Source organism: Massilia agilis (assembly GCF_024756255.1).
GTDB classification, from domain to species: Bacteria; Pseudomonadota; Gammaproteobacteria; order Burkholderiales; family Burkholderiaceae_D; genus Telluria; species Telluria agilis.
Window position 1 is genome coordinate 71,304 of record NZ_JANUHB010000003.1, and the last position, 25,809, is coordinate 97,112.

Consider the following 25,809-nt stretch of genomic DNA (forward strand, 5'->3'; position numbering starts at 1 on the left):
GTGGTGGGTCGGTTTCAAATCGGAAATTCTAGCCCGCGTTGTTCCCGCCAAATTCGCAGTGGCGCCGATTCCCCCCGGCTGGGGGTGAGAATTTTGATGCACATCAACGATTTTATTGCGTCGCATCAATATCCTTCATCTCATTCATACAACGACATAAAAGAGGTAAGTGAAATGAAGAAGTCGATGCTGAAAGTGATGGTTGCAATGATCGGCCTGATGGGCGTGAACGCTGCGATGGCGCAGGAATCGCCGTGGCTGGTACGCGCACGTGCCGTGTACATCGATCCGGCCAACGAGTCCGCGCCTGTTGGTGGCGTTGGCGCGGCTGACCGCATCCATGTCAGCAACAAAACCATTCCCGAAGTCGACGTTTCGTATTTCTTCACGCCGAACATCTCGGCTGAACTGATCCTGACCTATCCGCAGAAGCATGACGTGACCCTGGACGGCGCCAAGATCGGCACGTTCAAGCAGCTGCCGCCGACCCTGCTGGCGCAGTATCACTTCCTGCCGGGCGCCGACATCAACCCGTACGTCGGCGCGGGCGTGAACTACACGCTGCTGTCGAGCGTGAACCTGCTGAACGGCGCTGGCCGCCTCGAGCACGATAGCGTTGGCCTCGCCCTGCAAGCCGGCGTGGACTTCAAACTGGACAAGAATTGGTCGATTAACCTGGACGTGAAAAAAGTCCAGATCCGCAGCGATGTGAACATCTCGGGCGCGCGCGCAAGCGACGTCAAAGTGGATCCGCTGCTCATTGGTGTGGGGGTGGGATACAGGTTCTGATTTAACGATTAAACATAGCTTCCAGCAAAAGCTAAAAACCGGCCCTCGCGGCCGGTTTTTCTTTTTTATGGTGCGTTGCAGCGTAGGGTGGGCAGGTTCTCTGCCCACGCGTTCAATCCGAGTTGGAGTGGCACGAACCGTATCCCGGCCCGTCAGGTGCTGCCTGAACGCGTGGGCAGAATCTGCCCACCCTACGCCTGGTTCTTGCGGAAGTGTTCGACCAGGAAGTCGATGAACGCGCGCGTGCGCACCGGCTGGTTGGCGCGCCCGCCGGCGTAATAGACGAACAGGTCGGCCGAGGGCAGCTCGAACGCGGGCAGCACGATGCGCAGGCGGCCGCTCTCGAGGTACCTGGCCGCGTCCCATTCCGAGCGGATCAGGATGCCGTGGCCGTCCAGCGCCCAGCCCAGCACGATGTCGCCGTCGTTGCTCGACAGGCTGCCGTGCACCTTCACCACCTCGGTGTGGTCCTTGTGGATGAAGCGCCAGATGCCATAGGCGTCGTCGTTCTGGCGGTGGATGATGCAGCGGTGCTGCGCCAGGTCGGCCAGCGTGCGCGGCGTGCCGTGGCGTTCCAGGTACTTGGGCGAGGCGCACAGGAAGCGGCGGTTGGACATGATGCGCCGTGCATTGAGCCGCCGGTCGGGCAGGGTGCCGAAGCGGATCGCCAGGTCAAAGCCGCTCTCGACCAGGTCCACTGGGCGGTCCGTCACCTCCACCTGTACCTCGACCTCCGGATAGCGCCGGGCGAACTGCGAGATCAGCGGCGCGATCGTGGTGCGGCCGAAGCCGAGCGTGGCATTCACGCGCAGCAGCCCGCGCGGCGCGCTGCGGCCGAGCGAGACGGCGTCTTCCATCTCGCGGATCTCGGCCAGGATGCGGGTGGCGTGCCGCAGGTAGGTTTCGCCTTCGCTGGTCAGGCTGATGCTGCGCGTGGTCCGGTTCAGCAGCTGCACCCCAAGCCGCTGCTCCATCTGCGCCAGCCGCTTGCTGGCCGCCGGCGGCGTCAGGTCGAGCGCGCGCGCCGCGGCCGACAGGCTGCTGTGGCGCGCCACCAGCACGAAGAATTCCAGTTCGGATGCGCTATCGTTTTTCACCTGCGGTTAAAACTCTTATGAAATTTAAGACATTATAAGACCGCGCACTGCGACTATGCTAAAGCCTCGGTCACGCCCGTACGTAGGGTGGGCACTTGTGCCCACGCGGCGTACGCGGCGCCTCCAGCAACGCGTGGGCACGGGTGCCCACCCTACAAGAAAGCACCACCATGAAAATCGTAGAAATCCGCGAAAAGACCGTGCCGATCAGCTCTTCGATCCGCAACGCCTACATCGACTTTTCGAAAATGAACCTGAGCCTGGTGGCGGTCGTCACCGACGTGGTCAAGGACGGCAAGCAGGTGATCGGCTACGGCTTCAATTCGAACGGCCGCTACGGCCAGGGCACCTTGATGCGCGAGCGCTTCATCCCGCGCGTACTGGAGGCCGACCCGGCCGCGCTGCTGGACGAAACCGGCGCGAACCTCGACCCGCACAAGATCTGGGCGGCGATGATGACCAACGAGAAGCCGGGCGGTCACGGCGAGCGCTCGGTCGCGGTCGGCACCATCGACATGGCGGTGTGGGACGCGGTGGCCAAGATCGCGGACAAGCCGCTGTTCCAGTTGCTGGCCGAGCGCTACGGCAACGGCACGCCGGAGCGCAAGGTATTCGTGTACGCCGCCGGCGGCTACTACTATCCGGGCCAGGACCACAAAAAGCTCAAGGACGAGATGAAGAGCTACATCGACCGCGGCTACACGGTGGTCAAGAAGAAAATCGGCGGCGCCTCGCTTGACGAGGACCTGCGCCGCATCGACTCGATCCTGTCGGTGCTGCAGGACGGGCAGAAGCTGGCGGTGGACGCCAATGGCCGCTTCGACCTGGACACCGCGATCCAGTACGCCAAGGCGCTGTCGCAGTACGACCTGTTCTGGTACGAGGAGGCGGGCGACCCGCTCGACTTCGAGCTGCAGGCGACCCTGCGCAACTACTACGACAAGCCGATGGCCACCGGCGAAAACCTGTTCTCAATGCAGGACGCGCGCAACCTGATCCGCTACGGTGGCATGCGCCCCGACCGCGACTGGCTGCAGTTCGACTGCGCGCTGTCGTACGGCCTGGTCGAATACCTGCGCACGCTGGACATGCTGCACCAGCACGGCTGGTCGCGCACCCGCTGCATCCCGCACGGCGGCCACCAGATGTCGCTGAACATCGCGGCCGGCCTGGGCTTGGGTGGCAACGAGTCCTATCCGGACCTGTTCCAGCCGTTCGGCGGTTTCCCCGATGGGGTCAAGGTCGAGAACGGCTTCATCACGATGCCGGACCTGCCTGGCATCGGCTTTGAAGGCAAGTCCGACCTGTACTGGGAGATGCAGAAGCTGGCTGCCTGATTCACAGGCTGTGCGCCTCGCGCATCGCGTTCACGTAACGCTGGCGCGAGCTGCGCGCCACCTCGTGCGGGGCAAAGGGCGCGGCCACGCTGTCGAGCAGGTCGACCGCGGCGGACAGGCGCGCTTTTGCCTGTGCATTTGTGGCGGCCACCGGCGCCGTCTCTTTGATCACCTCGACCGCCGCTTCCTTGGCGGCGATATCCTCGGGCAGGCCCGACACGGTGCACAGGCCGTAGGTCCCGTCGAGGAAGGCGGACCATTCGGCCCCCAGGTGTTCTTCGCTGGCGAATGCCGGCGCGCTCGGTGCTATGCCGCCGGCGCGCAGCTGGTCCAGCCGCGCCATGTAGCGCCGGTCGAACAGCGCGCGCGCCTGCGCCTCGCCATCCAGCCCGGCAAGCTGCCCGATCCAGGCCACGTATCCCTTCGCATAGTAGTCGGCGGCGGCGGCGCCCGCCCAGGGGCCGAAGAAGGAGTCGCAACCGATGTCCAGCCGCAGCCGGTAGGAAGGCGCGGGCGCCATGCGCGCCGCCTGCAGCTTGGCCAGCTGCGCGCCCTCGATTGCGCAGCGATCCAGCAGCTGCTCGCGCGTGAAGAAGTACCGCTCAAGGTATCGGATCAGTTCCATGCGTATGTCCTCAGTGGGGAAGGGCAGGAACGATAACCGCATCGGCGCGCACCATGCTTCGGCGCGTGCCGAAGCATGGCTCAGGAAAGCCGGGTAGTGGTGTCGAGCACGGCGCGCAGCGGGCCGCGCAGCGCGTTGCAGATGACGATGTCCTCGGCGTTCTCCAGCATCGCGCGTGTGATGATCCGTTCGGACGCCTTCCACGCGGGCGCGGCCAGCATCACCGCGCGCACCACCCCGGGCAGCAGGCCGCAGGACAGCGGAGGCGTGTACCAGCGCCCATTGATGCGCACGAAGACGTTGCTGCGCCCGCCCTCGGTCAGTTCGCCGCGCTCGTTGAAGAACAGTGCGTCGAATGCGCCCTTTGCCTCGGCCGCCTTCCAGGCTGCGTCGTAGCGGCTGCGGATGCTCGATTTGTGGCGCAGGAACAGGTCGCCCGAATCGGTCGGCTGGTCCGACAGCAGCACGCGTACCGGTTCGCGCGGCGTCTCGCCCAGCGGGGCTGCCTGCACCCTGGCTTGCCCGGTCGCGTTCACCGACAGGCGCACGCGGTGCAGTCCGGGGCCGAGCGCCAGGCAGGTGTCCACCACCAGCGCCTTTGCCGCCTCGCGCTCGAATGGAAAGCCGAAGTAGGCGCACGAGCGGCCGATGCGGTCCAGGTGCTCGTCCAGGTGGCGCGGGCCGTCGTCAAAGCTCGCGCGTATCGTTTCGAACAGTTCGAAGTCGTTCGACAGCCCGGTCAGGAAGCGCGCCTTGAGCTGGCACTCGGCGTATTCGGCGGCGGCATCGCTGTCAAAGACAATGCCCGCGCCCACGCCCAGTTCGCCGCGGCGCACGCCGTGTTCCAGGGGGCCGAGCGCGAGGGTGCGGATCGGCACCGACAGGCAGAAGTCGCCAAGCGCGCGGCCGTCTTGCGGCGGGTCGATCCAGCCGATCGCGCCGGTGTAGATGCCGCGCGGCGCCGTTTCCAGCTCGCGGATGATCTGCATCGTGCGCAGCTTGGGCGCACCGGTGATCGAGCCGCACGGGTACAGCGCGCCGAAGACGCCGGCCAGCGTGGCATCCGCAGGCACGGTCGCGCGCACCGTCGAGGTCATCTGCAGCACGTCGCCGAAGCGCTGCACCTCGAACAGGGCGGGCACGTCCACGCTGCCGGTTGCGGCCACGCGGCCCAGGTCGTTGCGCAGCAGGTCCACGATCATCAGGTTCTCGGCGCGGTTCTTCGGGTCGGCCGCGAGCGCTGCGGCGCTCGCGGCGTCGGCTTGGGCGTCGCCGCTGGCGCGCGCCGTGCCCTTCATCGGCCGCGCGACCAGTTCGCCGCCGTGGTGGCGCACGAACAGCTCCGGCGACATCGACAGCACCGCGCCGCCGTCCGGCAGGCCGACCAGCGCGCCGTAAGGCACAGGCTGGCGCGCGCGCAGCCGCGCATACAGCGCGGCCAGCGGGCCGAAGGCGTCAAAGCGCAGCCGGAACGTATAGTTGACCTGGTAGGTGTCGCCGGCCGCGATGTAGTCGCGAATGCGCGCGATGGCGCTTGCGAACTGCGCTTCGTTCACGCTCGCCTCGATTGCCGCCACGCCGGCCGGCACGCCAGGTGCGGCGCGCGTGTCGAGCCATGCTTGCACCTGCGATGCGGTCAGCCTGTCACAGCGGGTGAACAGCAGCACCTGGGCCAGCGGGCCATCGGCCGTGCGCGCGCCGATGCCGGCTAGGCGCTCGCCCAGCTCATAGGTGAGCAGGGGAACCGCGAACAGGCCGCGCGCCAGCGCGCGTTCCAGGTCCTCGAGCAGCACCGGCCAGCCTGCCGCATCGGCGCAGGTGAGGGTGGCGGCGTGGCCGCTGTACAGGCGCGAGCCCGGCTCGCCCGCAGTTGCGAGCGCGTCGTCGAGCAGCGCAAAGACTTCGTCGGTGCCCATCGCCTCAGGCCATCTGCGGCGCGGCCAGCAGCAGCGCGATCTGGACCGGCGCGCCGTCCGCCGGGTTGTGCTTGAAGCCGCTCTTGGCAAAACGGTGCCAGCGGCCGGTGACATAGCTGACCAGCAGGCCGGCGCGCGCCGCCACTTCGTCTTCCAGCCCCATGCCCTGCGAGGCCGCCAGGCGCAGCGCCTGCTTGCAGGCCAGTTCGACCTTGTCGTAGAACTGGTTCATGCGCAGCTGCAGGCGTTCGTCTTCGCCCACCAGCGCGTCGCCGATCAGCACGCGCGTCATGCCCGGGTTGTTGGCGGCGAATGCGAGCAGCATGCGCACGATCGCCTGCGCCTGGTCGATGCCGCGCTCCTCGTGCTCGGCGATCTGGTTGATGAGCCCGAACACGCTCGATTCGATGAAGTCGATCAGCCCCTCGAACATCTGGGCCTTGCTGGCGAAATGGCGGTACAGCGCCGCTTCGGACAGCGACAGGCGCGCGGCCAGTGCCGCGGTGGTGATCTTGTCGCCCTTGGGATGCTCGAGCATCCCGGCCAGGGCCTGGAGGATTTGCAGTTTGCGTTGCCCTGGCTTGGTACTGGACATGGGTTCGGGTCGGTTGGAGTACGGTTCAGCGCAGCTTGTGCAGGCTGCCGGGAAGCTGCCGTACCGATTTTACTTTGACATCGACGTAATGTGGACGTTTTAGCATCCTTGGCAGCGTCGCCGTGCCGAGCGGGTCGGCCACGCGCAGGTACTGCGTGACCCACACGGTGCCCATGCCCAGCTGGCGCGCGCTCTTCAGGTTGGCCAGCGTGTCCTCCACCAGCACGCAGCGGCGCGCGTCCAGGCCGTGGCGGCGCAGCAGCCGGCGCAGCATCAGCTTCGAGGGCTTCGGCCGCAGCCGGCCGTGCACGTGCATGTCCTCGATCGCGATGTGGTGCGCGAACTGGCGGTGCAAGCCCAGGTGGCGCATCACCTCGCCCGAGTAGCCGCGCGGCCCGTTGGTGAGCAGGATCTTGGTGCCGGGCAGCCGCGCCAGCAGCCGTGCCAGACCGCGCTCGGCGCGGATCATCTGCTGCAGCGCCGGCAACTGGTGCGTCTCGTGCAGGAAGTCGGCGGCGCGCACGTTGTGGTGGCGGATCATGCCGAGCAGGGTGGCACCGTAGCGTTTCCAATAGCCAATCCGCGCGGCGTTGACGGCCTCCGGGCTGGCCGGCTGCGTGCCATCGCCGAGCACGCGCGCGATGTACACGTTCATGTTCGCGCTGATCGCAGGGAAGATCGCATGCGATGCATCGTGCAAGGTATTGTCCAAATCGAACAACCAGATTTTAGGAGTTCTTGTAATATCGACCACAGTAACCGACGGATTCAAAGTGAGCATGTTGCGACGCCTGATTATAGTGTTCTTCGTGTTCCTGTCCTGGCAGCCGGCCCAGGCGGCGGAGCGTGGTGCATTGTTCAGGCTGAGCGCACATGGCCACACGATGTTCCTGTTTGGCACCATGCATGTCGGTTTGCCCAGCTTCTATCCGCTGGAACCGCAACTGGCGGCAGCGGTCGAATCGGCCAGCGTGCTGGCGCTGGAGCTCGATCCCCAGCCTTCGTTCGCCAAGGTCGCGGCCGCCCTGAACCGCTACGGCAAGCTGGAGCCGGGCGCGGCCGGCTACACGCAGCTTGGCCCGCGCAAGCTCACCCGCATCGACGAGATGGCACGCGCCGCCGGACTCGACCCGGCCACCGCGCACTCGTATAAGCCTGTGCTGCTGGCAACACTGCTGTCGCTCGCGGAATACGAAAAGCAGGGTTACCGCGCCACCCTGTCCACCGACCGCGAACTGGCCCGCATGGCGCGCGCGCGCGGCGTTCGCATCGTCGAGCTCGAATCGCTGGAGGGCCAGCTCGCGATGCTTGATTCGCTGCCGGCGCCGTCCCAATGGCGCTTCCTCGAGGATTGTCTCAACAGCATTAGTTCGGGCGCGCAAGCCAACGAGGTGCGTACCGTGGTCAGCGCTTGGGGCAACGCGGACCAGGCCGGGCTGGAAGCGATGGCGCAGCGCATGCAATCGGATAACAGCGTGGGCGGCAAGTTCACGCGCGAGGTCTTGCTCGACGGCCGCAACGGCACGCTGGCGGACAAGATCGACAGCCTGCTGAAGGAGACGGACAAGGCGGTCTCCGCCATCGGCGTGCTGCACCTGCTGGGGCCGCGCAGCGTGCCCGAACTGCTGCGCGCGCGCGGCATTGGGGTTGAGCGGGTCTACTAAAAAAAATGGCGCCCGTGCGGGCGCCACTTGATCGGCATTGCGCCTGTACGCGTTACGGTTTCTGCGGGTAAATACCGTAGAGGCAAATGATGAAATTCATTGCCAGGAACGGCTGCATGTTGTTGTGCGGCATACTCGAGCCGGCAACGCCCAGCGCCAGCGGATTCATCTGCACAACGCCGCTGCTGCCGTCGCTGTACAGTGTCGCCGACGTAGGCGGACGCGTGCTCGTGTCCACATACTGCGCCCATTCGCCACCTGCCGGCGAATTGCTGTTGCCGTTGTCGGCGTAGGCGCGCGGCGCGTGGGTATGGACGGGCATCTCGCTCTGCACCAGCGTCACGGTCGAACTGCCGTTACTGGTGGCAAGGTCGTGGTTGCTCAAGCCCGGGCCCTGGCCCATGCCCAGCGGTGCCTTGCCGGACAGGTTGGGCAGCCCGAAAGTGCTGATCCCGTCCCCGCCAAAGCGGTTCCCGAGGATGGAAAACAGAACGGTGTTGCTTGAGATTGGGAGCAGTTGGCCGTTGCAGAATGCCCAGTCGGCCGGTGCATAGTTGCCGGCGAACAGGCGGATCTCTCCGATGTAGGGGTCCATGTCGTTCTTTCTCCTTAGCTACGTGGCGGGAAAATCCCCTGCAGGGCAATGCAGAAGCTCACAGCCGTGTAAGGCTGCATGTTTTGGTGCGCCTGGCTGGCGCCCGCGGTGGCAATCGCGTTCGCTCCCATGGTGCCGTTGGCCGTGGGCGCGTAGCTCATGCTGCTTGCCCAGTAGCTGTTCGTCACGGCGGACAGGGTCGCGGTCGCGTTGGTCGCCAATACCTGGTGGGTGTGCTGCGGGATCTCGTTGGTGGTCAGCGTGTGCGCTTGTTCGCCTTGCAGCGTACCCTGCGGGTACGTGTTGTTGAAACCCAGCGGCGTGCGCGCGCGCAGGTCGGGCAGCGCGAAATTCGTCTTGCCATCGCCGCCATACGTGACGCCGAGAATGCTAAACAAGGCTACGTTGGTCGAGATCGCCAGAAGCTGGCCCTCGCACCTTGCCCAGCCCTTCGGCGCAAAGCCGAAGGCAAAGGGGCGGATTTCGCCGATGAATGGTTCAGCCATTGTCTGCTCCTGTTAGTTTTGCGTCGGGTAGTTGCCTTCGAGCGCGATGATGAAGTTGATCGTCAGGAAGGGCATCATGTTGTTGTGCGGCATATTCCCGCCTGCTGAGCCGACCTCGGCTGGGTTCATCTGCGCATTCGGCACGGCGTTGGAATAGGCACTGAAATCGGAATTGCTGGCCCAGAAGGCATTCGTCGGGTTGGAGACGGTGCCGTTGTTGGTGTTGGCGCTGGGCACGTGGGTATGCGTGGGCATCTGGTTGGTGGTCAGCGTCACCGTTTCCACGCCACCCATCGCGCCCAGCGGGTAGCTGACGCTGCCAAGGATGGGCAGGCTGCCCGTTGCCTGGTGGATGGGAAGCCGGCCGCGCAGGTCGGGCAGCTTAAACGTTGACACCCCATCGCCGCCGTAGGTCGTCCCCAGCAGCGAATACAAGGCCTCGTTTCCGGAAATGCTGACGGTGCTGCCATCGCACAGCGCCCAGCCCAGTGGCGCGTAATCGCCCCCGAACATTCGGATTTCTCCGACAAATTGATCCGACATCGCCTCTTCTCCTCCTCGTTTGAACGGCCGCCGGCTCCCGGCGCCGTCTTTGCAATTTACTACGGAACTACGTGAAAATATAGCAATTATTTTCCTTCGTGCAAACTTTGATACTATAAGTACTGACAGTTGTACTGTCTAGCAGTTAACTCGACCCTGTAAGCTGAGGTAGAAATTGCCATCCGGAAGCGCAACCGTTCCGGCCTGGTCCCTTCGTTGTGTTCGTACAGTCCCTTGCACCATGAATAGCCAATCCGTCCAAGACTCCATCACACAAGTTGCTTTCATTTTCGATAACGTTGCCCATTACCAGGAGCTGGTTGCCGCCTTCCTTCCGGACGTCGAAGTGCACGTTCTGGACGCAAGCAAGGATGGCCTGCAGCAGATTTCCGCGATCCTGGAGGGACGCAGCGGCATCGCAGGGCTGCATGTGGTTGGGCACGGATCGGAGGGATCGCTCAATTTCGGCAGCGTGACGCTGGACTCGGCCAACATTGGCGGCTACACCGAGGTGCTGGGCAAGATCGGCGCCGCGCTGGCCGATGATGGCGACATCCTGCTGTATGGCTGCGACGTGGGTGCGGCGGCGATCGGCGCCAAATTCGTCGGCCAGATCGCGCAGGCCACTGGCGCGGACGTGGCAGCGTCCACCGATGCGACGGGCGGTGCGCAGCGCGGCGGCGACTGGGTGCTCGAATACCGCCAAGGGGACGTCACCAGCGATGGCGCGCTGGACGCAGCGGCCGTGCACAGCCTGGACGCCCTGCTTGGCCTGATGCCAACCGGCCTGCAGGACGTGACACCTTCCATGAGCACCAGCTCGTTCGTTGGCGGCTTCACCCTGAGCGTGCAAACCGGCTATTCCCTCACCGGGGCCTATGACGCCAACGGCCTGTATTTCAACTCGCCGGCCGCGCCAAACGAATGGCGTGACGCAAAGTTCACCGTCACCGCCGATAACACCAACATCACGGGATTCAACCTTGACGGCATCAACTGGATCAAATACTCATCGACGGGAACGTTTTCGATTCTTGTGACCGGTTTTAACGCGGTCGGGGCCGTGGTCGCGCAAACCACCGTCAGTACAACGAACGGATCGACCAGCTATACCGGCGGGGACTTCTCCGGTTTCATCGGCATACATTTGTTCACGGTCGAAATCATCGGTTCGAGCGACCCCTTGGTCCACTGGCCGATCTCGCAGAACACGTTCGATGGGTTCAGCGTTTCAAACCCGATCGCAGCCAATATCGCGCCGACCTTTGTCGATACGACCACCCAGCTCACCGACACCGAGAACACCTCAGTGAATCTGGCTGCGCTGCTGCACGTGAGCGACACCGACAGTGGCCAGACGCTGACCTGGAGCCAGGATACCGGTCCGTCCCACGGCACCCTGACTTTCTCGACCGCGACCGCGACCAGCGGCAACACCAATGTCGCGCCGGGCGGCAGCATCGTCTATACGCCGACCGTCGGCTACGCGGGTACCGATTCGTTCGTGGTGAAGGTGAGCGACGGCACCGCCACCGCCACGCGCACTGTCACCGTCACGGTCAAGCCGACCGCGGCAAGCGCGCCCGTGCTGACGGCCGCCACCGACACCGGCTTGAGCAACAGCGACAAGATCACCAAGGCCAGCTCTGTCTCCTTCTCCGGCACTGGGGCGGCGGGCGATTCGACCAGCACCGTGCAGGTCTGGGTGGACAAGAACGGCAATGGGCTGTACGACGCCGGCACCGACCTGGTCAGCACTCCGGCGACGCTAAACAATGGCGCCTGGACGTCCACGGCGATCGACGTCTCCGCGCTCGCCAACGGCAGCTACAACGTGTACGGGCAGATCACCGGCGGCGGCCAGGTCGGACCAACCAGCAGCGCAGGCAGCTTCACCATCGACCGCACCGCGCCGACGGTCACCATCAGCAGCAACGTCTCGACAGTATTGGTGGGCCAGACCGCGACGATCACCTTCACGTTCAGCGAAGATCCCGGCTCGAGCTTTACCTGGAATGGCTCCAGCGGCGACGTGGTCGTCACCGCCGGCACGCTCAGTGCCATCTCGGGCACTGGCACCACGCGTACCGCCACCTTCACCCCCACGCCGGGCTTGAACAGTACCTCGGCCAGTATCACGATCGCATCTGGCTCTTATACCGACGCAGCCGGCAACAACGGCGGGGCCGGGACGACGCCGAGCCTGAGCATCGACACCCTGGCGCCGACGCTCGCCATCACCAGCGACAAGGCGGCGCTCAAGGCCGGCGACACCGCGCAGATCACGTTCACGTTCAGCGAGGACCCGGGCTCGAGCTTCACCTGGAACGGCACCACCGGCGACGTGGCAGTCAGCGGCGGCACGCTCAGCGCCATCCTTGGCAGTGGCACCACGCGCACGGCGACGTTCACTGCAGGCGGCGGTAACGGCCCGGCCAGCATCACGGTCGCGGCGGGGGCTTATACCGATGGCGCTGGCAATGGTGGCGGTGCCGGTGCTACCCCAAGCGTCACAATCGATAACACGCCGCCGTCTGCGCCCTCCACGCCGGCGCTTGCGGCCGGCAGCGACAGCGGCACTTCGTCCAGCGACAACGTGACCAAGGTGACGACGCCGACACTGAGCGGCACCGCCGAAGCCGGCGCAACGATCAAGCTGTACGACGGCGTAACCGCAATCGGCAGCAGCACTGCGGACGGCACGGGTAAATGGTCGATCACGCTCGGTAGCGCGCTGTCCTCTGGCACCCACAGCATCACCGCCACGGCCACCGATGCGGTTGGCAACGTCAGCGCCGCGTCGAGCGCGCTCGACATGACGATCGACACCACCGCGCCCACGCTGTCGATTACCAGCGACGTGCCCAAGCTCAAAGTCGGCGAGACGGCCACCATCACCTTCAACTTTAGCGAGGATCCGGGCACCACCTTCGACGTTGGCGATATCACCGTCACCGGCGGCATGCTCAGCGGCCTGACCACGACCGGAGCCACGCGCACCGCGACCTTCACGCCGACGAACAACGTGGACCTCGGCACCGCCAGCATCACGGTCGGCGCGGGCCAGTACACCGACGCCGCAGGCAATGCCGGAGGCGCCGGATCCATCCCCTCGCTGACGTTCGATACCCGCGCGCCGACGGTAACGATCAGCAGCGACCTGGCTTTGCTAAAGGCGGGGCAGACGGCAACCATCACCTTCACCTTCAGCGAAGACCCGACGGGTTTTACCGATAGCGACGTGGTGGTTACGGGCGGCACCCTGAGCGCGCTTAACGGCAGCGGCAACACTTGGACGGCGACCTTCACCCCGACCGACGCTACCAACAACGGCTCGGCCAGCATCAAGATCAACGCCGGTACCTACACCGACGCACAAAACAATGCCGGGGCGGGCGCGGAACTCGTGATCGCTTACGACACGCTGGCGCCGGCTGCGCCCTCGACGCCGGCGCTGGCTGCCGGCAGCGACAGCGGTGCATCGTCCAGCGACAACCTGACCAAGGTCACCAAGCCCACGCTGACGGGCACCGCGGAAGCGGGCGCCACCGTCAAGCTGTACGACGGCGCGACCGAGATTGGCAGCGGCACCGCGGACGGCACGGGCAACTGGTCGATTACGCTTGGGAGCGACCTGGCCGCCGGTTCGCACAGCATCACGGCGAAGGCCTCCGATGCGGTCGGCAACGTGAGCGGCGCGTCCGCTGCTCTTGCCGTGACCATCGACACGACTGCCCCCGGCGCGCCTGCCGCGCTGGCGCTGGCGGCCGGCAGCGATAGCGGCAGCTCGTCCAGCGACAAGGTGACTAACGTGGTGCAGCCGACGATCACGGGCACCGCCGAAGCTGGCGCCACCGTTAAGTTGTATAACGGCGCGACCGAGATCGGCAGCGGCACCGCGGACGGGTCGGGTAACTGGTCGATCACTGCGAACACGCTGGCCGACGGGGCACACAACATCACGGCAAAGGCCACCGATGCGGCCGGTAACACGGGCAGCGCATCGACGGCGCTGGCCGTCACCATCGACGCCACCGCGCCCGTCGCGCCGTCGGCGCTGGTGCTTGCAGCCGGCAGCGACAGCGGCAGCTCGTCCAGCGACAACGTGACCAGCGTGACCAAGCCGACGGTCAGCGGCAACGCCGAGCCCGGCGCCACGGTCAAGCTGTACGATGGTGCGACCGAAATCGGCAGTGGCACGGCCGATGGCACCGGCAAGTGGTCAATCACGCTTGGCACCGACCTGTCCAGCGGAGCGCACAATCTCACCGCCACGGCGACCGACACGGCCGGTAACACCAGTGCCGCGTCGGCTGCGCTGGCCGTGACCATCGATACCACCGCACCGGATGCGCCATCCACGCCGGCCCTGGCTGCCGGCAGCGACAGCGGTGCATCGTCGAGCGACAACCTGACCAACGTCACCAAGCCGACGCTGAGCGGCACCGCGGAAGCGGGCGCCATCGTCAAGCTGTATGACGGCGCGATTGAGATCGGCAGTGGTACCGCGGACGGCACGGGCAACTGGTCGATTACGCTGGGCAGCGATCTGGCGACCGGCGCGCACTCCATCACTGCAACGGCCACCGATGCGGCAGGCAACGTCGGCGCGGCTTCCTCCGCCCTGACTGTCACCATCGATACCGCCGCGCCGGCCGCGCCTGCCGCGCTGGCGCTGGCGACCGGCAGCGATAGCGGCAGCTCGTCCAGCGACCGGGTCACCAGCGTGGTGCAGCCGATCATCACGGGCACCGCCGAAGCTGGCGCGACCGTTAAGTTGTATAACGGGGCGACCGAAATCGGCAGCGGCACCGCGGACGGGTCGGGTAATTGGTCGATCACTGCCAACACCCTGGCTGACGGCTCGTACAACATCACGGCGACGGCCACCGATGCGGCCGGTAACACGGGCAGCGCATCGACCGCGCTGGCCGTGACGATCGACGCCACCGCGCCTGCCGCTCCGTCGGCGCTGGTGCTGGAAGCTGGCAGCGACTCCGGCAGCTCGTCCAGCGACAAGCTGACCAGCGTGACCAAGCCGACGATCAGCGGCAACGCCGAAGCCGGCGCCACGGTCAAGCTGTACGATGGTGCGACCGAAATCGGCAGCGGCACGGCCGACGGCACCGGCAAGTGGACGATCACGCTGGGCAGCGACCTGTCCAGCGGAGCGCACAATCTCACCGCCACGGCGACCGACACGGCCGGTAACACCAGTGCCACGTCGGCTGAGCTGGCCGTGACCATCGACACCACCGCACCGGATGCGCCGTCCACGCCGGCCCTGGCTGCCGGCAGCGACAGCGGTGCATCGTCCAGCGACAACCTGACCAACGTCACCAAGCCCACGCTGAGCGGCACCGCGGAAGCGGGCGCCATCGTCAAGCTGTATGACGGCGCGACCGAGATCGGCAGTGGCACCGCGGACGGCACGGGCAACTGGTCGATTACGCTGGGCAGCGACCTGGCCACGGGTTCGCACAGCATCACGGCGAAGGCCACCGATGCGGCTGGCAACGTGAGTGGGACTTCCGCTGCTCTTACCGTCACCATCGACACGACTGCCCCCGCCGCGCCTGCCGCGCTGGCGCTGGCGACCGGCAGCGATAGCGGCAGCTCGTCCAGCGACCGGGTCACCAGCGTGGTGCAGCCGATCATCACGGGCACCGCCGAAGCTGGCGCCATCGTTAAGTTGTATAACGGGGCGACCGAAATCGGCAGCGGCACCGCGGACGGGTCGGGTAATTGGTCGATCACTGCCAACACCCTGGCTGACGGCTCGTACAACATCACGGCGACGGCCACCGATGCGGCCGGTAACACGGGCAGCGCATCGACCGCGCTGGCCGTGACGATCGACGCCACCGCGCCTGCCGCTCCGTCGGCGCTGGTGCTGGAAGCTGGCAGCGACTCCGGCAGCTCGTCCAGCGACAAGCTGACCAGCGTGACCAAGCCGACGATCAGCGGCAACGCCGAAGCCGGCGCCACGGTCAAGCTGTACGATGGTGCGACCGAAATCGGCAGCGGCACGGCCGACGGCACCGGCAAGTGGACGATCACGCTGGGCAGCGACCTGTCCAGCGGAGCGCACAATCTCACCGCCACGGCGACCGACACGGCCGGTAACACCAGTGCCACGTCGGCTGAGCTGGCCGTGACCATCGACACCACCGCACCGGATGCGCCGTCCACGCCGGCCCTGGCTGCCGGCAGCGACAGCGGTGCATCGTCCAGCGACAACCTGACCAACGTCACCAAGCCCACGCTGAGCGGCACCGCGGAAGCGGGCGCCATCGTCAAGCTGTATGACGGCGCGACCGAGATCGGCAGTGGCACCGCGGACGGCACGGGCAACTGGTCGATTACGCTGGGCAGCGACCTGGCCACGGGTTCGCACAGCATCACGGCGAAGGCCACCGATGCGGCTGGCAACGTGAGTGGGACTTCCGCTGCTCTTACCGTCACCATCGACACGACTGCCCCCGCCGCGCCTGCCGCGCTGGCGCTGGCGACCGGCAGCGATAGCGGCAGCTCGTCCAGCGACCGGGTCACCAGCGTGGTGCAGCCGATCATCACGGGCACCGCCGAAGCTGGCGCCATCGTTAAGTTGTATAACGGGGCGACCGAAATCGGCAGCGGCACCGCGGACGGGTCGGGTAATTGGTCGATCACTGCCAACACCCTGGCTGACGGCTCGTACAACATCACGGCGACGGCCACCGATGCGGCCGGTAACACGGGCAGCGCATCGACCGCGCTGGCCGTGACGATCGACGCCACCGCGCCTGCCGCTCCGTCGGCGCTGGTGCTGGAAGCTGGCAGCGACTCCGGCAGCTCGTCCAGCGACAAGCTGACCAGCGTGACCAAGCCGACGATCAGCGGCAACGCCGAAGCCGGCGCCACGGTCAAGCTGTACGATGGTGCGACCGAAATCGGCAGCGGCACGGCCGACGGCACCGGCAAGTGGACGATCACGCTGGGCAGCGACCTGTCCAGCGGAGCGCACAATCTCACCGCCACGGCGACCGACACGGCCGGTAACACCAGTGCCACGTCGGCTGAGCTGGCCGTGACCATCGACACCACCGCACCGGATGCGCCGTCCACGCCGGCCCTGGCTGCCGGCAGCGACAGCGGTGCATCGTCCAGCGACAACCTGACCAACGTCACCAAGCCCACGCTGAGCGGCACCGCGGAAGCGGGCGCCATCGTCAAGCTGTATGACGGCGCGACCGAGATCGGCAGTGGCACCGCGGACGGCACGGGCAACTGGTCGATTACGCTGGGCAGCGACCTGGCCACGGGTTCGCACAGCATTACGGCGAAGGCCACCGATGCGGCCGGAAATGTCAGCGGGGCGTCCACTGCTCTTGCCGTGACCATCGACACTACTGCACCGGGCGTGCCGGCCACGCCGGCGCTGGCAGTGGGCAACGATAGCGGTACATCGTCCAGCGACAACCTCACCAACGTTACCGAGCCCACACTGACCGGCACTGCGGAAGTGGGCGCCACCGTCAAGTTGTATGACGGCGCGACCGAGATCGGCAGCGGTACGGCAGATGGCACTGGCAACTGGTCGATCACGCTTGGCAGCGACCTGTCCAGCGGTTCGCACAACATCACGGCGACGGCCACCGATGCGGCCGGTAACACGAGCAGCGCATCGACCGCGCTGGTCGTGACGATCGACGCTACCGCCCCCGCCGCGCCATCCGCGCTGGCGCTCGCAGCCGCAAGTGATTCTGGCAGCTCGTCCAGCGACAAGCTGACCAGCGTAACCAAGCCGACGATCAGCGGCAACGCCGAAGCCGGCGCCACGGTCAAGCTGTACGATGGTGCGACCGAGATCGGCAGTGGTACGGCCGACGGCACCGGCAAGTGGTCAATCACGCTTGGCGCCGACCTGTCCAGCGGAGCGCACGATCTCACCGCCAAGGCGACCGACGCGGCCGGTAACACCAGCGGCGCGTCGGCCCCGCTGGCCATGACCATCGATACCACCGCACCGGATGCGCCATCCACGCCGGCCCTGGCTGCCGGCAGCGACAGCGGTGCATCGTCGAGCGACAACGTGACCAACGTCACCAAGCCGACGCTGAGCGGCACCGCGGAAGCTGGCGCCATCGTCAAGCTGTATGACGGCGCGACCGAGATCGGCAACGGCACCGCGGACGGTACGGGCAACTGGTCGATCACCCTTGGGAGCGATCTGGCCACGGGTTCGCACAGCATTACGGCGAAGGCCACCGATGCGGCAGGCAACGTGAGTGGCGCTTCCGCTGCTCTTACCGTCACCATCGACACCACTGCCCCCGCCGCGCCTGCCGCGCTGGCGCTGGCGGCCGGCAGCGATAGCGGCAGCTCGTCCAGCGACAAGGTGACCAGCGTGGTGCAGCCGACGATCACCGGTACAGCCGAGGCTGGCGCCACGGTCAAGCTGTACGATGGCGCGACCGAAATCGGCAGCGGCACTGCAGACGGGTCGGGTAACTGGTCGATCACTGCGAACACCTTGGCTGACGGGGCGCACAACATCACCGCGAAGGCCACCGATGCGGCCGGTAACACGGGCAGCGCATCGACCGCGCTGGTCGTGACGATCGACGCCACCGCCCCCGCCGCGCCGTCCGCGCTGGCGCTCGCAGCCGCAAGTGATTCTGGCAGCTCGTCCAGCGACAAGCTGACCAGCGTGACCAAGCCGACAATCAGCGGCAACGCCGAAGCAGGCGCCACGGTCAAGCTGTACGATGGCGCGACCGAAATCGGCAGTGGCACGGCCGACGGCACCGGCAAGTGGTCAATCACGCTTGGCACCGACCTGTCCAGCGGAGCGCACAATCTCACCGCCAAGGCGACCGATGCGGCCGGTAACACCAGTGCCGCGTCGGCCGCGCTGACTGTGACCATCGATGCCACCGCACCGGATGCTCCGTCCACGCCGGCCCTGGCTGCCGGCAGCGACAGCGGTGCATCGTCCAGCGACAACGTGTCCAACGTCACGAAGCCGACGCTGAGCGGCACCGCGGAAGCCGGCGCCATCGTGAAGCTGTATGACGGCGCGACCGAGATCGGCAACGGCACTGCGGACGGTACGGGCAACTGGTCGATCACGCTGGGCAGCGACCTGGCCACCGGCGCGCATACCATCACCGCAAAGGCGACCGATGCGGCAGGCAACGTCAGCGCGGCTTCCTCCGCCCTGGCTGCCACCATCGATACCGCCGCGCCGGCCGCGCCGGCCGCACTGGCCCTGGCAAGCGGCAGCGATAGCGGCAGCTCGTCCAGCGACCGGGTCACCAGCGCGGTCCAGCCGACCATCACGGGTACCGCCGAAGCCGGCGCCACGGTCAAGCTGTACGATGGCGCGACCGAGATCGGCAGCGGCACCGCGGACGGCACGGGCAAGTGGTCGATTTCCACCACTGGCACCCTGGCCGATGGTTCGCACAACATCACCGCCAAGGCGACCGATGCGGCGGGCAACGTCAGCGTCGCATCGTCTGCGCTGGCCGTCACCATCGACGCCACTGCGCCCGCCGCGCCGTCGACGCTGGCGCTCGCAGCCGCAAGCGACTCCGGCCGCTCGAACAGCGACGGCGTCACCAGCGTGCGCCAGCCGACCTTCGAAGGCGCCGCCGAAGCCGGCACCACCATCAAGCTGTACGATGACGCGACGGAGATCGGCAGCGGTACGGCGGACGGCACCGGCAAGTGGTCGATCACCCCCACCGCCAACCTGTCATACGGGGAGCACAGCATCACCGCCAAGGCCACGGATGCGGCGGGTAACATCAGCGGTGCGTCATCCGCGCTGGCCGTGAGGATCGACACTATTGCGCCCGACACGCCGTTCGGCCCGTTGCTCTCGCCGATCAGCGACAGCGGCACTTCGTCCAGTGACAAGCTGACCAACGTGACCAGGCCGACGCTGGGCGGTCTCGCCGAGGTGGGCTCCGTCGTCAAGCTGTACGACGGCGCGACCGAAATCGGCAGCGTCACGCCAGACGATTACTATATGTGGTCGATCACGCTGGGCAGCGACCTGGCGCCCGGCGTGCATACCATTACGGCGCAGGCGACCGATGCGGCGGGCAATGTCAGCGCCGCGTCCTCTGCCCTGGTTATCACCATCGATACCGCGCCGCCTGCCGCGCCCGCCGCACTGGCGCTGGCGCCCGGCAGCGACAGCGGTAGTTCGTCCAGCGACCGGGTCACGAACGTGTCCCGGCCGACGATCACCGGCACCGCCGAAGCTGGCGCCATCGTCAGGCTGTACGATGGCGCATGGGAGATCGGCAGTGGCACGGCGGACGGCACGGGCAACTGGTCGATTGCCACCACTGGCCTGACCAGTGACGTGAACAACATCACCGCAACGGCGACCGATGCGGCGGGCAACGTCAGCGTCGCCTCGTCTACGCTGGTCGTCACCCACGACAACAGCGCGCCCGCCGCGCCGTCGGCGCTGGCGCTCGCAGCGGCAAGCGACTCCGGCAGCTCGTCCAGCGACCGCGTCACCAACGTGACCCAGCCGACCATCAGCGGCAACGCCGAAGCCGGCACCACGGTCAAGCTGTACGATGGTGCGACCGAAATTGGCGGCGGCACCGCGGACGGCGCCGGCAAGTGGTCGATCACCACCACCGACAACCTGTCCAGCGGGGCGCACAGCATCACCGCCAAGGCCACGGACCTGGCAGGTAACGTCAGCCTTGCAATGGGCGCGCTGGCCATCACGATCGACACCACCGCGCCGGTCGCGCCATCCACACCGGCGCTGGCGGCAGGCAGCGACAGCGGCAGCTCGTCCAGTGACAACCTGACCAAGGTGACCAAGCCGACTCTGACGGGTACCGCCGAAGCGGGCGCCACCATCAAGCTGTACGACGGCGCGACCGAGATCGGCAGCGGCACGGCGGATGGCACGGGCAAGTGGTCGATCACACTGGGCAGCGACCTGGCGACCGGCGCGCATACCGTCACCGCGAAGGCGACCGATGCGGCTGGCAACGTCAGCGGCGCGTCCGATGCGCTTGGCTTGACGATTGACACCACGCCGCCGCAGGTCAGCATCAGCAGCGACAAGGCTGCCCTCAGGGCGGGCCAGCAAACCTTGGTCACCTTCCAGTTCAGCGAAGAACCGGGGGCCGCCTTCGCGCTTGGCAGCATCCAGGTCAGCGGCGGCACCCTGGAGGGACTGTCCGGCACCGGGAACGTGCGCACCGCCACCTTCACGCCGGATGCGAATGCCAACGGTACGGCGCAGATCACGGTCGCATCGAACGCCTACGACGATCGTGCAGGCAATGCCGGGGACAACGCAGCCGCGCTGAACATCCCGTTCGACACCCTGGTGCCGACCCTGGTCATCACGAGGGATACGAATACGCCGCTCAAGATCGGCGAGACCGCAACCATCAGCTTCAGCTTCAGCGAGGACCCCGGTACCAGCTTCCAGTGGGATGGCGCGCTGGGCGACCTGCACGTCAGCGGAGGCACCCTCAGCGCGCTGTCCGGGACGGGGTTGGTCCGGACCGCCACCTTCACGCCGGACACGAACGTCAACGACGGCACGGCCGTGATCTCGGTCTCGGGAAGCTACACCGATGCCGCCGAAAACATCGGCACGAACCCGCCGGATCTCGTCTTCAGCTTCGATACCCAGGCGCCGGCCGCACCGTCCTCGCCAGTGCTTGCCGCAGGCGACGACAGCGGCACTTCGCAAACCGACAACCTGACCTCGGTCGCCACTCCCACGCTGGCCGGCACGGCCGAAGCCGGCGCCACCGTGAAGCTGTACGACGGGGCGACACTGGTTGGAACCGGCACTGCGGACGCCGCCGGTAAATGGTCGATCACCACGAATGCACTGGCCGAAGGCAGCCATGCGATTACTGCAGTGGCCACGGACACGCTGCTCAATACGGGTACAGCATCTGCGGCCCTGGCGGTGACGGTCGACCGCACGGCGCCGACGCTCACGATCAGCAGCGACAAGGCCGCGCTTACCGCAGGGCAGGGCGCGACGATCACGTTCACGTTCAGCGAGGACCCGGGCAGCACATTCAGCTGGGACGGTACGAGCGGCGACATCGTGGTCAGCGGCGGCACGCTTGGCGCCCTCTCCGGGACGGGCAACATCCGCACGGCGGTTTTCACGCCGGATGCTGACGTCAACGCCGGCACCGCGAGCATCACGGTCGCTGCCGGCAAGTACACCGATGCGGCGGGCAACGACGGCGGGGCAGGCGTCACGCCGAGCATCCATTTCGACACCCTGGTGCCGACGGTCTCGATCAGCAGCGACAAGGCGGCGCTCAGGACCGGCGAAACCGCGACCATCACGTTTACCTTCAGCGAGGACCCGGGCGCAAGCTTCACCTGGGACGGTACCAGCGGCGACGTGACGGTGGGCGGCGGCACGCTCAGTGCGATCTCGGGCAGTGGCCTGACCCGTACCGCGACCTTCACGCCGACCGCAAATACCAACGGTGGGGTGGCCAGCATCGCCATTGCCGAGGGCAAGTACAGCGATGCGGCAGGTAATGCGGGCCACGCTGGCACCTCCCCCAGCGTTGTCTTCGACACGCTTGCGCCGGCCGTGCCGTCGGCGCCAGTATTGGATGCCGGCAGCGACAGTGGTGTATCGAACTCGGACCGGCTGACCAATGCGGCCAGCCCGCGCTTCACTGGCACCGCCGAAGATGGCGCTACCGTGAAGCTGGTTGACACCGTCACCGAGACGGTGCTGGGGACCGGCATTGCCGCGGGCGGAACCTGGGCCATCAACGCAAATGGGCTCACCGATGGCGTGGCGAATATCGTGGCGATTGCCACCGATGTGGCGGGGAACACCGGCCCCGCCTCGGCCGCGTCCAACCTCACCATCGACCGCACTGCCCCGGTTGCGCTGTCGCTCGCGCTGGCCAGCGGTACGGGAGCAAGCCTGGTAAGCAGCGGCACGGTCAAGGTGAACGGCATTGAAGACGGGGCCAGCTGGCAGTACAGCCTGGATGGCGGCGCGCACTGGCTGGAGGGCAGCGGTTCGGAGTTCGCGGTCACGGTGGAAGGGCCGGCTTCGGTGCTGGCGCACCAGACCGATCGCGCAGGTAACATGAGCGCTGTAAGCAACGCGCTCTCCTTCACGCTCGACATGTCTGGACCGACATCGAGCGTGTCGCTGAGCGACCTGGCGCTGACCTCCGGCGAAACCGCAACCGTCACGATCAGATTTAACGAGCGGGCTGTCGGCTTTGACCTTGGCGACATCCACGCATCCAATGCCACGCTGTCGAACCTGGCCACCAGTGATGGTGGCCTTACCTGGACTGCCCTGATGACGCCGCAGGCGGGCGTTTCCTCGACCACCAACGTCATCAGTGTTGACAACACGGGGGTCACCGACGCGGTTGGCAACAGGGGCGTTGGCGCGAGCACGTCGGCCAACTACACGGTCCAGACGGGGAAGGTGGCGGCCGCCATCGAGATGTCCGACACCAGCCTGCTGGCGGGAGAAACCGCGCTGGTCACGATCCGCTTCGGCGAAGCCGTCACCGGCTTCACGCTCGCGGACCTGAGCGCGGAGAGCGGCAAGCTGTCCAACCTTGCGAGCGCCGACAACGGGCGCACCTGGACCGCGCTGTTCACCCCGGCCACCAACATCGACGACGCCACCAACCTGATCAGGGTGGACAACAGCGGGGTGATCGGTGCACAGGGCCAGCGCGGCGAGGGCACGAGCAGCTCGGCCAACTACACGGTCAACACGATCCGCCCGACCGCGAGCGTCACGATGGACACCAAGGTGCTGGGGCCGGGCGCCAGTACGCCGCTCACCATCAAGTTCTCGCAACCCGTCCTCGGTTTCGACAGTGCCGACCTGGCCGTCTCGCACGCGACCGTGTCGGCACTTGCGTCCGGCGATGGCGGAATGACCTGGACCGCCACCCTCACCGCCGATGCCGGCGGCAAGTCGGCCGCGCCGGGCTGGGTCTCCATCGATATGGGCGGGGTCAAGAACAGCGCCGGCAATGCCGGTACGGGATCGATCAGCGCGCATTACGTGGTTGCGCCGGCCGGCTCCGCAATCGGCACGGTCGATGGCGTGCAGGTGGTGACCCAGTCCACGACCGATCCCAAGACCGGCCGCGAGCAGCAGCTCCTGATGATCCCGGAGGTGCCGGCCGTGCGGCAGGATGACCCGAACACGGCCAACCAGAAGCTGGCCGACATCCCGCTCGTGTCCAATCCAAACGCGGGCAGCCCGCCTGTCCTGACGGCCGGCCTGCCGGCCGGCGCGGGCCTGCAGGTGGAAGGCCCGGCGGCCCCGTTGAGCACGAGCGATGCGCTGACGGACCTGATCCAGCGCATCCAGGACAAGACCGCCAGCGGGTCGGCGAGCCAGACGGACATGACCGGCCAGGGCCAGGGCTTCCTGAACAGCCTTGGCGCCGGCGGACTGGTCGAATCCCGGACCATCGTTCCGACCGTGTCGTCAGGAACTGCGCCCAGCCAGCCGATCGTCATCAGCGGCGCGGGCGCGGGCAGCGGACCGAACGCGCCGGTGGTCGGCCTGGTCATCGACGGCTCCGGCCTGCCTGCCGGCTCCACGCTGCAGCTCGATAACGTCGATTTTGCCGCCGTGATCGGCGACGTGCGCCTGATCGGCGGCCAGGGCAAGAACTACGTGGTGGGCGATGGTGCATCGCAGACCATCTATCTTGGCCCGGACGACGACGTGCTCAGCGGCGGCGGCGGCGACGATTTCATCGGCAGCGCAGGCGGCGACGACCATCTCGATGGCGGCGACGGCAACGACCTGGTCGCGGGCGGCATCGGCAACGATACCGTGATCGGCGGCGCCGGCGACGACATGCTCAACGGCGGCCGCAGTACGGTGGGCGACTGGACCTTCCACATGACTGCAGCCGGTGCGATCAGCGCCGCGCACGACAAGGCCGTATTCTCCGCGGCGGGAAGCGAAACGGTGCAGGGGGCCGAGCTGGACGCCACGGTTTCGGAGCTCGGCTTCCTGAAGGCCGCTCCGGAACAGCTGGCCGGGATCGCAATGCTGTATGCGGGGCTGGACCGCGCGCCCGACGTTGCCGGGCTCACCTTCTGGGCCCGTGCCGGCGTGTCGCTTGCCGACGTGGCCAATGGCGTGCTGGCCTCGGCCGAATTCGGCGGCACCGCGCTGGCCCACGCGGACAATTCGACCTTCGTGCGCGGCATGTACCTGCAGGTGCTGGGCCGCGAGCCGGAAGGCGCGGCGATGGAGTACTGGAGCGCGCGCCTGTCCGGCAGCGACGGCCGGGCGCCGGCCAGCCGGGCGGACGTGCTGGTGGCCGTCGCCCTGAGCGACGAGCACAAGGGCAAGATGCTGGCGGCCGACGGTTACACCATCGCGCAAAGCAGCCTGGCGCAGGAAACCGCGTGGTTCTCCGGCAGCGGCGACGACCGCCTGGAGGGCGGCTCCGGCCACAACCTGCTGGTGGGCGGCGACGGCGTGGACACCGCGGTCTATGGCGGCAACCAGGCGCAGTACCACGTCCTGATCGGGACCGATGGCCTGCTGCGCGTGGCCGACACCACCAGCGACAGCCTGGACAAGCTGTCCGGCATCGAAGTGGCCGAGTTCAAGGACGGTAAAGTCGACCTGACCGTGCTTGGCAAGGACGCAGGGCAGCTGGACCGCGTGGGCCTGATGTTCCAGACCGTGTTCCATCACGCCGCCGGCCTGGACGCGCTCAAGTCGTTCCTGGCGCTCAATACCGATGCGCCGGGAATGGCCAGGGCGCTGGTCGCCACGTCCGAGTTCCAGTCGCGCTTTGGCGGCACCAGCGACGCGGCCTTTGTCCAGGCGCTGTACGCCAACTCGGGGCTGGATGCGTCCAAGGCGGGCGGCATGCAGTCGTGGCAGGACTACCTGGGCCACCACAGCCGCGCCGAGCTGATCGCAAGCTGGATCGCGCAGGACGACGTGGTGCATGCGCAGTTCGGCAATGCGGGGTTGTGGTTGTTCTGATTCGGTGCTGGAGCGTAAGGCCGGCGGCGGCCGGCTTTACGCCAGCACGACGACATGACAACGGCAACCCGCAGCGGCAATCCACTGCAGGTTCATTGACATGAGGGGGAATTCT

General features: G+C 66.7%; 12 protein-coding genes. 4 read left to right on the forward strand and 8 right to left on the reverse strand.

Translation table 11 applies throughout. The features are described from left to right. The first annotated feature begins 174 nt into the window (after nt 1-174). The gene (locus NX774_RS13960) at nt 175-789 is read left to right on the forward strand and encodes an OmpW/AlkL family protein (RefSeq protein ID WP_258823360.1); all 615 of its coding nucleotides are present in this window, start codon (nt 175-177) and stop codon (nt 787-789) included. Between the two features lie 191 nt (nt 790-980). Here NX774_RS13960 and NX774_RS13965 read toward each other — a convergent pair whose 3' ends face one another. Continuing rightward, nucleotides 981-1,886: a LysR family transcriptional regulator gene (locus tag NX774_RS13965; RefSeq protein ID WP_258822843.1), complete on the reverse strand. Its 906-nt coding sequence runs from the start codon at nt 1,884-1,886 to the stop codon at nt 981-983. Nucleotides 1,887-2,056: 170 nt separating this feature from the next. Here NX774_RS13965 and NX774_RS13970 point away from each other — a divergent pair, with 170 nt between their 5' ends. Further along, the gene (locus NX774_RS13970) at nt 2,057-3,223 is read left to right on the forward strand and encodes a mandelate racemase/muconate lactonizing enzyme family protein (RefSeq protein WP_258822844.1); all 1,167 of its coding nucleotides are present in this window, start codon (nt 2,057-2,059) and stop codon (nt 3,221-3,223) included. A gap of 1 nt (nt 3,224) precedes the next feature. Here the strand turns inward: NX774_RS13970 and NX774_RS13975 are convergent, their stop codons facing one another. The 4 genes from NX774_RS13975 to NX774_RS13990 form a co-directional block, all read right to left on the reverse strand. Further along, a complete protein-coding gene (locus tag NX774_RS13975) occupies nt 3,225-3,848 on the reverse strand; it encodes a DUF6058 family natural product biosynthesis protein (protein WP_258822845.1) in 624 nt (207 codons plus the stop codon). Between the two features lie 80 nt (nt 3,849-3,928). Next, on the reverse strand, nt 3,929-5,764 hold the full coding sequence (gene pabB, locus NX774_RS13980; RefSeq protein ID WP_258822846.1) for an aminodeoxychorismate synthase component I: 1,836 nt from the start codon (nt 5,762-5,764) through the stop codon (nt 3,929-3,931). A 4-nt stretch (nt 5,765-5,768) separates the two neighbouring features. Then, nucleotides 5,769-6,359, reverse strand: coding sequence for a nucleoid occlusion factor SlmA (gene slmA, locus NX774_RS13985; protein ID WP_258822847.1), 591 nt, complete (start codon nt 6,357-6,359; stop codon nt 5,769-5,771). A 25-nt stretch (nt 6,360-6,384) separates the two neighbouring features. Further along, on the reverse strand, nt 6,385-7,140 hold the full coding sequence (locus NX774_RS13990; protein WP_258822848.1) for an HAD-IA family hydrolase: 756 nt from the start codon (nt 7,138-7,140) through the stop codon (nt 6,385-6,387). On the opposite strand from NX774_RS13990, the gene NX774_RS13995 reads away from it, so the two are divergent. Further along, the gene (locus NX774_RS13995) at nt 7,139-8,023 is read left to right on the forward strand and encodes a TraB/GumN family protein (protein WP_258823361.1); all 885 of its coding nucleotides are present in this window, start codon (nt 7,139-7,141) and stop codon (nt 8,021-8,023) included. The two genes, NX774_RS13990 and NX774_RS13995, sit on opposite strands and share 2 nt — an antisense overlap. Nucleotides 8,024-8,075: 52 nt before the next feature. Here NX774_RS13995 and NX774_RS14000 read toward each other — a convergent pair whose 3' ends face one another. The 3 genes from NX774_RS14000 to NX774_RS14010 are packed head-to-tail and all read right to left on the reverse strand — an operon-like array spanning nt 8,076 to nt 9,667. Beyond that, complete coding sequence (locus NX774_RS14000; protein WP_258822849.1) at nt 8,076-8,618, reverse strand: phage tail protein; 543 nt, start codon at nt 8,616-8,618, stop codon at nt 8,076-8,078. A gap of 14 nt (nt 8,619-8,632) precedes the next feature. After that, nucleotides 8,633-9,124, reverse strand: a complete 492-nt coding sequence (locus NX774_RS14005) for a phage tail protein (RefSeq protein ID WP_258822850.1) — start codon at nt 9,122-9,124, stop codon at nt 8,633-8,635. A 12-nt stretch (nt 9,125-9,136) separates the two neighbouring features. Next, the gene (locus NX774_RS14010; protein ID WP_258822851.1) at nt 9,137-9,667 is read right to left on the reverse strand and encodes a phage tail protein; all 531 of its coding nucleotides are present in this window, start codon (nt 9,665-9,667) and stop codon (nt 9,137-9,139) included. 241 nt (nt 9,668-9,908) lie between these two features. Here NX774_RS14010 and NX774_RS14015 point away from each other — a divergent pair, with 241 nt between their 5' ends. Continuing rightward, nucleotides 9,909-25,694, forward strand: a complete 15,786-nt coding sequence (locus NX774_RS14015) for an Ig-like domain-containing protein (protein ID WP_258822852.1) — start codon at nt 9,909-9,911, stop codon at nt 25,692-25,694. Nucleotides 25,695-25,809: the final 115 nt, after the last annotated feature.